Source organism: Streptomyces albus subsp. chlorinus, assembly GCF_013302895.1.
GTDB lineage: Bacteria > Actinomycetota > Actinomycetes > Streptomycetales > Streptomycetaceae > Streptomyces > Streptomyces chlorinus.
Window position 1 is genome coordinate 5,172,231 of the sequence record NZ_VJOK01000001.1, and the last position, 10,941, is coordinate 5,183,171.

A 10,941-nucleotide genomic window follows, 5' to 3' on the forward strand; every position below is an offset into this window, starting at 1 on the left:
GCCGCGCGCGCCGTGTGCCGGGCCTGCGCGACCGTCAGTTCGCGCTGGAAGTGGGGCGCCAGCTGTGCGACCGTCCCCGCCTCCCGCACCGCACGGCGGGCCGCCTCGGCGCGGGGGAGCCCTTCGAGGACGTACGCGTCGGTGGCGTCCGCGAGCCCGTCGCGGAACTCCGCGACCATGCGTTCCCTGTCCGCGGCGGGCCCCACCAGCACATCGCCGAGTGCCCCCGCGTGCGCCGCCACCGGGTCGCCGGAGGGCTGACATGTGCTCATGTGGCGGGCCTCGTCCGGGCCGGGCCGTCGAGGACCGCGCCGATCGCCGCCGTGAACTCCCGCCAGGCGGAACGCTCGTCGGCCAGCGCGCGGCGCCCGGCGTCGGTGAGCGTGTAGCGGCGCCTGCGCCGTTCGCCCACGGACTGCCAGTCGCTCTCCAGCAGCCCCAGCCGCTCCAGCCGGTTGAGCGCCGGGTAGACGGTTCCCGTCCGCAACTCCAGTGCGCCGCCGCTGCGTTCCTGGACCGCGGTGATGATCGCGTACCCGTGCAGCGGTCCGGGCTCGAGCACGGACAGCAGCAGTCCGTCCAGATGCCCTCGTACCGTGTCTGCCTTCACGGGTAGGCAGCCTACGCACCCAACATCTTGGTGTGCTACCTATTGGCAGGCAACCCATCGAGCGGCACCTCCGCACCCGGAACACCCCGGGCGCCCCGGCGCCGTGCCGCCGCTCCCTGTCCTCCTGCGTCCCATCGGGGGTCCCGTGACCAAGCTCCTCCTCTCCCTCCACGTGATCGCGGCGATCCTTGCCGTGGGGCCCGTCGCGGTCGCCGCCTCGGTGTTCCCGCGCTGCGCCCGCGGGCTGCTGGCCTCGCCGGACGGGCGCGGCGCGGGCGCGGCGGCGCTGCTGCACCGCGTCTGCCGGGTCTACGCCCTCTTCGGCGTCGCCGTCCCGGTGTTCGGCATCGCCACCGGGGCCGAGCTGGGGGTGCTCACCGACGCCTGGCTGCTGGCCTCCCTCGTCCTGACCACCCTGGCCGCAATCCTCCTCGGCGCCCTCGTCCTGCCCGGCCAGGCGCGGATGCTGGGCGCTGCGGGCATAGGACTGGACGAGGGCGAGGCGGTCCCGGAGGTTCCCGACCCGCGCGCCGCCGCGGCCCGGCTGGCCATGCTGACCGGGGTGTTCAACCTGCTGTGGGCCGTCGTCGTCGTCCTGATGATCGTCCGCCCGGGCTCCACGACGGGCGCCTGACCGCCGGCCGGGCTCACCGTCGCGGCACGTACGTCGTCATGCTCACCCCGAGTCGAAGCTCCGCGTGGCGACGGGGGTGAACGCGGACGGGCGGAACGCCTCTCCTGGTCGACGACATGACCGTCCCGGAGGTGCTCAGCGCCCCGTACGACGTCGACCCCCTGATCGCGGCGATGGTCTCCCGCGCCTTCGGCACCACCGCCACAGCGCCCTGCGGCACCGCCGACGGCGGGGCGCGCTGACGGCCGTCATCCAGTGCGCTCGCCAGCCGCTCAGCGGGCGGAGGGCCGGGCCTCGGCCCGGGGAGCTGGGACGGTGTTCCCGTTCGGAGGCGGAGGGGGCGGCGTTCCCGTCCGCAGGCGGTGGCGCCGGGCCTCAGCCGGCGCGCCCGGCGGCGGGCCCGGCGGGGTGGTCGGTGGAGTGCCCGCCCGGCCAGGGCAGGGCCGCGCGCAGCTGGAACTCGTCGCCGTCCCAGCCGTGTTCGAGGGTGCCGCCCGCCAGGAGGGTGCGCTCGGCCAGCCCGATGAGGCCCTGTCCCGCGCCGGGGACCCGGGGGGTGCCGTCCGGAGCACCGGGGTTGCGCACCTCCACGGTCAGGCCGCGGCCCGAGGCGCCCCGTACGGTCACCGAGACCGGGCAACCGGGTCCCGGGCCGTGCTTGCGCGCATTGGTCAGCCCCTCCTGGACGATGCGGTACGCGGTACGGCCCGCGACCGGCGGAGCCGTCTGAGGCCCGCCCTCGACGTCGAGGTCCAGGGTGACGCGGGCACCGGCCTGCCGGGACTCCTCGGCCAGCCGCGCCACGTCCGCCAGCACCGGCTGCGGACGGTCCCCGCTCTCGGGCGCGCGCAGCACGCCGATGACCTCGCGCAGGTCCTGCAGCGCCTGGTGCGCGCTGTCCCGGATGACGCCCGCGGCCCGCCGCACCTGCGCGGGGTCGCCGCCCGGGTTGACCTCCAGCGCCCCCGCGTGGACGCTCAGCAGCGACAGCCTGTGGGCCAGCACGTCGTGCATCTCGCGGGCCACGTCCTCGCGTGCCTCCCTTCGCGCGTCGGCCGCCGCCCGGTCGGCACGCTCGCGGAGCGAGACGAGAAGCTGCCGCCGCGAACGGACGTACAGGCCCCAGCCGACCGCCCCCGCCAGCAGCACGAAGTAGGTGAGGGCCGAGACCGTCTTCGGATCGTCGGCCGAGGGCGCGCTCGCGAGCACGAACGGCATCGGGACGAACGCCAGCGCCGAGACCGCGGCCGTCACCCGCGGGGGCCTGTCCACCACGACGGTGAACAGCGCCACCAGGATCGGCCCGGTGAGGAAGTGCGAGAACGGCTCTGCCAGCAGCAGCGCGACGGCGAGCGCCACCGGCCACCGGCGGCGCAGGAAGAGCGCGGCGCACGCCAGGGCGCCCCGGAGCTGGTCCAGCAGCAGCGCCGCCTCGGAGGTGCCCGGATCGATGGCGACCGCGTCGGCGCTGAGCACCAGGAAGCACCCGGCGAACAGGAATGCGCCGATGTCCACCGCCCAGTCCCTGGCGCTCCGCCGCCGCGCGGCACCGTCTCGCCGCCACGCGGCACCGTCTCGCCGCCGCGCGGCGAAGGTGCGCCCGGCAGGGCGCCCCGCCCGGCTCGTCCGCCCCGTCCGGCTCGTCCGGCTCGTCCGGCTCGTCCGCCCCGTCCGGCTCGTCCGGCCCGTCCGGCTCGGCGGGCTCAGCCGGCCCGAGCGGCCCGGACGACTCAGCCGGGCCGAGCGGCCAGCACGGCCGGTTCCGCGTTCCTCGTCAAGCCCCATGCCGCGAATCTACGGCGCCCGTCGGGCCGTGCGGCCCGGCCGGAGGCACCCGTCGACTTTGGTATGACAGCCGCGCGGCGGATCGCAGACTTCGGTCGCCCCCGCCGACCCCGAAGCCCGATCCCCCGTCCGCCCCGCTCCGGCGAGTCTGGGGCCATGAAGAAATTCCTCGGTTTCGTCGCGTTCGTCCTCATCGCCCAGGGCGCGGGCGGTATCGCCCACCGGCTGACGGGCGGCTGGTTCGACAAGTGGGCCGTGGTCCACCGCATCGGCTTCCTCCATGGCTACGAGATGTACGTGTGCGTCCTGCTGATCGTCCTGGGCATCGCCGTCGGCGCGGCATCGGACGCGGTGAAGAGCGGCAAGTGAGCGGGACCGGGTGAGGGGCGGCGGCGTTCCCGGTCCGTCCGCGGCCCGGCATACCCTGGGACGGAGGCGTCCGGCCGCGCCCTCATCCCGTACGTACGTACCTGACCAGGAGCAGAACCGTGTACTTCACCGACCGTGGCATCGAAGAGCTGGAGAAGCGGCGCGGCGAGGAAGAGGTGAGCTTCGCCTGGCTGTCCGAGCAGCTGCGGACCTTCGTGGACCTCAACCCCGACTTCGAGGTCCCGGTGGAGCGGCTGGCCACCTGGCTGGCGCGGCTGGACGACGAGGACGACGAGGACGACTGACGCGAGCCGCGAGGGCTTGCGCCTGTCGCGATACACGACATATCGTGTCTGCGGAGAGACGCGATATGTCGTTGCCGTCTGGTCCGGGTTTCCCGCGCACGCCTGCGCGGGCCCGGCCGCCCCGGCAGCGCCCGAGCTGGGGAGGCCGCGGTGCCCGCACCCGAGGACCGCTCGTGGCAGATCACCGAGCCACGGCGGATCGACTTCGATGATCCGGTGACCGAGCTGGACGTCCGCGTCGTGGACGGCGCGGTCAACGTGGTCGGCACCGACGAGGCCGCCACCCGGGTCGAGGTCGGCCGGATCGAGGGCCCGCCGCTCGTCGTGCGGCGCGAGGGCGGCAAGCTCGTCGTGGCCTACGACGACCTGCCGTGGCGCGGCTTCCTCAAGTGGCTGGACCGCAAGGGCTGGCGGCGCGAGGCGGAGGTCTCGGTGCGGGTGCCGGCCGAGGTCGCGCTGTCGGTCGGCGTCGTGGGCGCCGGCGCCGTCGTCTCCGGGGTCCGGGGCCCCACTCAGGTGGCCGGCGTCTCCGGCACCACGACGCTGGTGGGCCTCTCGGGCCCGGTGAGGACCGAGACCGTCTCCGGTGGCATCGAGGCCCAGCGCCTCTCGGGCTCCCTGCACTACACCACCGTCTCCGGTGAGCTGACCTGCATCGACGGCTCGGTGAGCGAGATCAGGGCCGAGTCGGTCAGCGGCGCGATGATCCTCGACCTGCGGGCGCCCCGCACGGGCGAGCCCGCCGACATCCGGCTCAACAGCGTCTCGGGAGAGCTGGCCGTCCGGCTCCCCGAGGACGCGGACCTGACGGTGGACGCGCGGACCACGGGCGGCGCCGTCTCCAGCGCCTTCGACGAACTGACGGTCCGTGGCGGCTGGGGCGACCGGCGGCTGACCGGCGTCCTGGGCGCCGGCCGCGGCACCCTCCGGGCCGGGAACGTCTCCGGCGGCCTCGCCCTGCTCCGCCGCCCCGTGGACGACGGCGTGGGCGACGGCCCGGACGCCGGGGAGAGAGCGCCGGACGGCGGCCGGCCGGAGCGCCCGTTCCCCGCCGGCTCCGGCGAAACCGGTGACCCCACTCCCGCGAAGGACCTGTGACATGCCCCCCGTCTTCGCCCACGGCCGGCTGCGGCTGTACCTGCTGATGCTCCTCGCCGAGGCCCCCCGGCACGGCTACGAGGTGATCCGCCTCCTCGAAGAGCGCTTCCAGGGGCTGTACGCGCCCTCCGCGGGCACCGTCTACCCCCGGCTGGCCAAGCTGGAGGCCGAGGGCCTGGTCAGCCACACCACCGAGGGCGGACGCAAGGTGTACTCGATCACCGAAGCGGGCCGGTCCGAACTGGCCGACAGACAGGCCGAGATCGCCGAACTGGAGATCGAGATCCGCGACTCCCTCGCCGCGCTCGCCGCCGACATCCGCGAGGACGTCAGCGGCTCCGCCAGCGATCTGCGCCGCGAGGTGCGCGAGCAGGCACGCAGCGCGCGCGGTCGCGCCAGAGGCGCCCGCGGCCGGGCGGGCACCGCGGGTCCGGACGAGGCGTCCGGCACGGCCCCCGGCTGGGAGGACGGCTGGGGCGAGGGCTGGGAAGGCGTCTGGAACGACAAGGAGGCATGGCGCCGCGCCAAGGAGGAGATGCGCCGCGCCAAGGACGAGTGGAAGGAGCAGGCCCGCAAGGCCAAGGAGGAGGCGCAGCGGGCCAAGCGGCAGGCGAAGAAGGAGCGCGAGGCCCACACCGAGGCGCTGGCCGAGATGCAGCGCATCGCCCGCCAGGTGCAGGACCAGGTGCAGACCCGGATGCGCGCGGGCGACTGGTCCGGCGCGGTCCGCGACGGCATGTCCGAACTCGCCCGCGAGATGGGCAACCTGGGCCGCATCGCCGGGCAGACGACCGCGTGGCCGCCGTATGTGCGTCCGCACCCGGCCGGTACGGACCCGGACGCGGAGGCCGAGGCGCCGCTTCCCGACTCGACGGGCGACCCGGTGCGAGACCTCGAACGCCTCCTCGACCGCTTCCGCGACGACGTGCGCGACGCGGCCCGCGACCACGGCGTCACCGAGACCCAGCTGCGCGAGATCCGCCGCCACCTGTCCACCGCCGCGGCGCACATCGGCGTCCTCCTGCGCGACCCGGACGAGGCCGTGAACGGCGGACCGGAGGCACCCCCGCCCACCGGCGCCCCCGGCACCACCGCCCCCGGCACCGGCCCCGGCGAAACCGAAGGCCCCGGCGACACCGGAGGCTCCGGCACGGAGGGCGGCAACCGGAAGGGAGCGGCCGGCACCACGGGGTAGGCCGGCGCCATGGGAGAGGCCGGTACCGCGGACCCGGACACACCCCCGTCCCGCTGACCTGGGCCGGGCCCTCCCAGGCGGAACCCCGGCCCCGCCACCGGCAGGGCGACTCCCCACCCGGGAAGCCCCGCGTCCCCGGCCTCCCGCACGGGAGGACCCCCACCCCCGGTGCCCCCCCTGCGGGCGTCACGGCAGGGCACCCTCCTGCCTCCGGGGCCCGGACGGCCCTAGTTGGATGAGGTGTCCCTCCCGACGGGCCTCATGGGGGCGGCCTCCCGGCCGGGAGCCTCTGGCGGCGGTCTCGTGTCGGGGAGGTCTCCTGCCGGGCGGGCCCCTGCCGGCCGGTCTCCTGCTCGGCGGTCTTGCGCGGGGCGGTCTCCTGCCCGGCGGTCGCGCGCGAGGCGGGCCCTTGCCGGACCCCTGCCGGGCCGGTCTACCGCCCCGGCCCGGCGGTTCTCCCCGGTCCCCTCCCCGGGGAACCTCGGGGGGCCCCGGCGAACCCCGAGGAAACCCGGCGAACCCCGAGGAGCCCCGGCGAACCCAGAGGAAACCCCGGCGAACCCCGGGGAACCCCGGGAAAGGCAGGGTCGCGCGGGGGAACCGTGGCGATGTTGAATGTGTCCTTGGGAAAAGGGCGTTGGGACGCGCCCGCGGGGAATGGGGGGCGCATGGAGCAGGAGATCCGGGAGATCACCCTGCCGGGCGGCGAGACGGTGCTGGCCCGGGTCCGGGTGCTGGACGACGACGAAGTACCCGGGGGCGCCGAGGAGTTCCCGTACGACGACGTGGGCACGCGCGATCAGCTCATCGCGCGTGCCCAGCAGCTCAACGAGGTGATCAGCGGCGTGGGCTCGGCCGTCCTCGACGCGGCACGCCAGGCCCGTCCGGACGAGGTCAGCGTCACCTTCGGCGTCGAACTGGCCGTCAAGTCCGGCAGGGCCCTGGCGGCCGTCCTCGCCGACGGGGAGGCCAAGGCCGCGGTCTCCGTCACCCTCACCTGGCACCGGGACGAGCCCGCACCGCCGGACGGTACCGGCGGAGCCCCGGACGGCGGCGGTGCCGGCACCGCCGCCACGGCGGGCACCGGCACCGGCACCGGCACTGACACTGGCGGAGGCGCGGCCGGGTGAGTAGTCGTCGCCGACTCCCCGCGGGATCAGGGGGTTGAGGTTCGGCCCTCCCGTCTGTCGGACCAGGCGACTAGCCTGCTGACTCAGAGGGGACACCGAGCAGTGCCACGGGGGAACGGGGCGTAGAGGGGGAGTGCTGTGACCGGAGTGCGAGCCGCGCGTTGCGGGAGGCCACGATTCGGCGTGCTGCCGTGCGCGCCCTGTGCCGCGTGAACGCCCCCGCGGGCCTCGCGGACTCCGTTCGCGCTTCAGTCGTGCGCATCGGGGCGCCCCCCGACGGGTACGACGGAAGCAGCGAGGGCGGTGGCGGCTTCGGCCCGGGCCGCCGTCGCAGCGATGGGAGCAGCGCGAGCGCCACGGCCGGCAGGCGCCGGCCGGCGTTCTGGGGGAGCGGTTTCTTCGTCGCGCCCGGATGGGTCCTCACATGCGCCCATGTCGTCGGCAAGGGCGCCGAGAGCGTGTGGAGGGGGGATCGCGCCATCGGCATCACGATCGGGGACGACGTGCACAGTTCCGTGCTTCTCGGGGAGCTGGCGTTCGGGCTTCCCCTGCCCGAGGACCCCGGGACGCCCCCGTCGCCCTGGCCGTTCCCGGATCTGGCGCTGGTCCGGGTGCCGGGCGCCGAGGACGTGGACTGCCTGTGGCTGAGCGACCGTTCGGTGCTCACCCCCGCGAACATCGGGCTGTACGGGTGGGCGCCCGGTGAGGTGCGCGGCGAGCAGATGTTCTTCACCGGGCTGGGCAAGGCCACCGGGGTCGTCGGCCGCCCGCTGATGCTCAGCGGTGACGAGCTGACCGAGGGCTGCTCCGGCGGCCCCGTCCTGGACCAGCGGCGCGGCACGGTGCTGGGCATCAGCAAGGGCTCGGGCCGCAGGCCGGGCACCGGGCTGGCCACTCCCGTCACGGCGCTGCGCAAGCTGTGCGACGCGGGCCCGCGCGGGGCCCGAGTGCTGCACGAGGTGCTCTCGGCGCACGACCGGCACCATCTGGAGCGCTACAACGGTTTCGGCCACAGCTGGTACCGGCAGCACGCGCGGCTGGGTCCGTCGGGCGGGGAGCCGGCCTACGGTTTCACGGTGGACCGCAGAGCGGAGCTGTACGCGCTGTTCGCCCAGGTGGAGCCGCCCACCGGCGCCGGCCAGGTGCTGCAACTGGCCAACGAGGCCCGCAACATGGTGCTCCGGCTGCCCTACACCCTTCGCGACCACGACCCGCGCTCCTGGCGGGAGGGCGCCGGCCTGCTCTACGACCCGCGCGACGAGGGCACGGCCGACGAGGAGCCGTCGCCCGATCTCGCGCTGGAGGCCGTGGTGCTCTACGCCGCCAAGGTGACCGCCGCCCTCACCCGTTCGGGTACCGCCCGCTCCGCCCGGTCGGTCCGCGCGCTGGCGGAGCTGCGCGCGTGGGTGGAGCGGACGGCGCGCACGCTGCTCAACGACGTCATCCGCGCCCGCGTCCCCTCCGTCCTGGAGGGCCACCGCCCGGCCTCGGCGGCGCGGGCGGACGTGCTGGTGGAGATAGAACCGGACATCTACGGGTCGGGCCGGCACGGCTGGCGGGTGGCGCTGGTGCGCTCCGCCGACAAGGACGAGCTGCGCGACGGGGACGACGGCGAGGACGGCGCTGCGGAGGGCGTGGAGCGGGAGGAGACCACCGTCGAGCAGAGCCGGGAGGACGTGCCGCGCGCCAAGCTGGAGGAGGCGCTGCGCCCGGCGCTGTCCCAGGCCCTGGACCAGTGCGATGTGGACGACCACCTGGCGGCCGTCGAGTTCCTGCTGCCGCGCGCGCTGTTCGACGAGCCGGTGGACGCGTGGCGGGCCCGTCCCTGTGACCCGTTGGACCCGTTCAACCCGCACACCCTGCCGCTGGGCCAGCGCCGGCTCGTGGTGGTGCGGGACAGGTCGCGCAAGGACCACGGCTTCACCCCCGAGAGCCGCACCCGGGCCGCCGCCGTGCTGAACGGCCCGATGGAGGCCGTGCCGCTGCGCCGCGAGGTGCCCGAGGCCGGGCACGAGGCGCCGGTTCCCGAGGGCGGGCAGGCCACCTACGGCCGGCTGCTGGCGGCGCCGCCCGCCGCGGTACCGGTGTACTGCGCGCGGGCCGGCAGCGGTCCCGGGGCCCGCGCCATGGCGGCCGCGCTCGGCGCGGGGCACGCGGTGGCGCTGTGGCGGCACTCCTACAGCGACCAGCACGACCACGACGACTGCGCCGAGTTCCACGAGCAGGCCGCCGCGCTGCTGCGCGAGGTGCACTCGGCGCGGCAGCTGCCGCTGCACATCAGACAGCTGCGTAACCGGAATGCCGACCTGGCCGACGACACGGATGGCGCAACTGGCGTGAACGGCACGTCAATTGACGCCTCGGTGGCCTGGGCACGGCATATCGTCCTGCTTTACGATCCGCCCCACAGGACCTCGGGGGACGGACCGCTGCGCGAACCACCGCTCATGCCCAGGCCGCCGACAGCGTTGAGGAGCACACCGTGAGCGATTGGCGCATCTACCGTGGCGCCGGCGTGCCGCACGAGGGCGTGCGCGAGCTGCCCGAGCCGCCGCCCTGGCGGGACTTCACCGGGTCGGGAACCGGTCCCGACTCACCCGAAGGGGCGACCGGCGACGACGATCCGGAGGGCGCCGACACCGCACGTCGGCTCGGTGCCCGCCGCCGCCTCGTGGAGAGCCTGCATCCGCGTCCGGAGGAGGTCGAGGCCGTCAACGCGGCGCTGTACCTGCGCCGCCCGCTGCTGGTGACCGGCAACCCGGGCACCGGCAAGTCGACGCTCGCGCACGCCGTGGCGCACGAGCTGGGGCTGGGCCGGGTGCTGCGCTGGCCCATCGTCAGCCGGACGACGCTCAAGGACGGGCTGTACCACTACGACGCCATCGGCAGGCTGCAGGACGTCCAGCTGGACCGGGCCGTGGCGGGGGACGGCAGTGCGCCGCCCGCGCGCCCCCCGATCGGGTCGTATCTGCGGCTGGGTCCGCTCGGCACGGCGCTGCTGCCGGCCCGCCCCGCCGGGCCGGACGGGGTGCCGCTGCCGCGCGTGCTGCTCGTCGACGAGCTGGACAAGAGCGATATAGACCTGCCCAGCGACCTGCTCAACGTCCTGGAGGACGGCGAGTTCACCATTCCGGAACTGGAGCGCATCGCCGACCGGGAGCCGGTCACCGAGGTCCTGACGGCGGACGGCGACAAGGTCCCGATCGAGGGCGGCCGGGTACGCTGCACGGCCTTCCCGTTCATCGTGCTGACCTCCAACGGGGAGCGCGACTTCCCGGCCGCGCTGCTGCGCCGCTGCATCCAGCTGGACCTCAAGCCGCCGGGTGACAAACAGCTCGCTGCGATGGTCTCCGCGCACCTGGGGGAGGAGGCGCTCGAGGAGGGCGCCGAGCTGGTGCAGCGGTTCCTGCGGCGGGAGCCCGGGCAGGTCATCGCCACCGACCAGCTGCTCAACGCCCTGTTCCTGACACAGCGCGCCTCGGGCGCCGAGCGGGTCACCCGTGACCGGCTCGCCGAGATGCTGCTGCGCCCCCTCGACCGCCCGAGGTGACGGATACATGAGTCCGGCGCCGTCCCCGCCGCCGCGCCCCGAGGGCCGCGCGCGGTCCTCGGCGACCCCTCGGCAGCCGTCGCGTCCGGTCCAGGAGGTGACGGAGCTGGTCGCCCGGCTGCGTGCCGCTGGCTGGGACCCCTCCTCCGAGGAGGTCGCCGAGGCGCTGTGGCTCGCCCGCTTCACCGGAGGCGGGGAGGGCGGGGCACGTGAGGAGGGCGCCGCGCCCGCGCGGCCCGGCGAGGCCGCCGCGCGGCAGCCGGAG

The 10,941-nt window shown here is 75.3% G+C and carries 12 protein-coding genes; 9 read left to right on the forward strand and 3 right to left on the reverse strand.

The window, feature by feature from the left end; all coding sequences use genetic code 11:
* Together FM076_RS22735 and FM076_RS22740 are read right to left on the reverse strand one after the other, a co-directional pair.
* Positions 1 to 272: permease prefix domain 1-containing protein (locus FM076_RS22735; RefSeq protein ID WP_243274605.1), on the reverse strand; the 272-nt coding region annotated here is incomplete at its 3' end.
* Positions 269 to 610, reverse strand: a complete 342-nt coding sequence (locus FM076_RS22740; RefSeq protein WP_173872816.1) for a helix-turn-helix transcriptional regulator — start codon at positions 608 to 610, stop codon at positions 269 to 271. The genes FM076_RS22735 and FM076_RS22740, both read right to left, overlap by 4 nt.
* Positions 611 to 755: 145 nt before the next feature.
* Here FM076_RS22740 and FM076_RS22745 point away from each other — a divergent pair, with 145 nt between their 5' ends.
* Positions 756 to 1,244 carry a DUF2269 family protein gene (locus FM076_RS22745; protein WP_173872817.1) on the forward strand — a complete coding sequence of 163 codons (489 nt, stop codon included), beginning with the start codon at positions 756 to 758 and terminating at the stop codon, positions 1,242 to 1,244.
* Between the two features lie 116 nt (positions 1,245 to 1,360).
* On the forward strand, positions 1,361 to 1,486 hold the full coding sequence (locus FM076_RS34705) for a hypothetical protein (RefSeq protein WP_274598825.1): 126 nt from the start codon (positions 1,361 to 1,363) through the stop codon (positions 1,484 to 1,486).
* Between the two features lie 133 nt (positions 1,487 to 1,619).
* Here FM076_RS34705 and FM076_RS22750 read toward each other — a convergent pair whose 3' ends face one another.
* The gene (locus FM076_RS22750) at positions 1,620 to 2,759 is read right to left on the reverse strand and encodes a sensor histidine kinase (protein WP_345945167.1); all 1,140 of its coding nucleotides are present in this window, start codon (positions 2,757 to 2,759) and stop codon (positions 1,620 to 1,622) included.
* A 426-nt stretch (positions 2,760 to 3,185) separates the two neighbouring features.
* On the opposite strand from FM076_RS22750, the gene FM076_RS22755 reads away from it, so the two are divergent.
* The 7 genes from FM076_RS22755 to FM076_RS22785 all read left to right on the forward strand — a co-directional run bounded on the left by FM076_RS22755 (position 3,186) and on the right by FM076_RS22785 (position 10,676).
* On the forward strand, positions 3,186 to 3,398 hold the full coding sequence (locus FM076_RS22755; protein ID WP_173872819.1) for a hypothetical protein: 213 nt from the start codon (positions 3,186 to 3,188) through the stop codon (positions 3,396 to 3,398).
* Between the two features lie 119 nt (positions 3,399 to 3,517).
* The gene (locus FM076_RS22760; RefSeq protein ID WP_173872820.1) at positions 3,518 to 3,703 is read left to right on the forward strand and encodes a DUF6104 family protein; all 186 of its coding nucleotides are present in this window, start codon (positions 3,518 to 3,520) and stop codon (positions 3,701 to 3,703) included.
* Between the two features lie 150 nt (positions 3,704 to 3,853).
* Positions 3,854 to 4,801, forward strand: coding sequence for a DUF4097 family beta strand repeat-containing protein (locus FM076_RS22765; RefSeq protein WP_345945168.1), 948 nt, complete (start codon positions 3,854 to 3,856; stop codon positions 4,799 to 4,801).
* A 1-nt stretch (position 4,802) separates the two neighbouring features.
* Positions 4,803 to 5,996 carry a helix-turn-helix transcriptional regulator gene (locus FM076_RS22770; RefSeq protein ID WP_243274606.1) on the forward strand — a complete coding sequence of 398 codons (1,194 nt, stop codon included), beginning with the start codon at positions 4,803 to 4,805 and terminating at the stop codon, positions 5,994 to 5,996.
* Between the two features lie 668 nt (positions 5,997 to 6,664).
* Positions 6,665 to 7,126, forward strand: a complete 462-nt coding sequence (locus tag FM076_RS22775) for a CU044_2847 family protein (protein WP_243274607.1) — start codon at positions 6,665 to 6,667, stop codon at positions 7,124 to 7,126.
* 254 nt (positions 7,127 to 7,380) lie between these two features.
* A complete protein-coding gene (locus FM076_RS22780; protein WP_345945170.1) occupies positions 7,381 to 9,612 on the forward strand; it encodes a trypsin-like peptidase domain-containing protein in 2,232 nt (743 codons plus the stop codon).
* The gene (locus FM076_RS22785) at positions 9,609 to 10,676 is read left to right on the forward strand and encodes an AAA family ATPase (RefSeq protein WP_173872822.1); all 1,068 of its coding nucleotides are present in this window, start codon (positions 9,609 to 9,611) and stop codon (positions 10,674 to 10,676) included. Before FM076_RS22780 ends, FM076_RS22785 begins: the two co-directional genes overlap by 4 nt.
* The last annotated feature ends 265 nt before the right edge of the window (positions 10,677 to 10,941 follow it).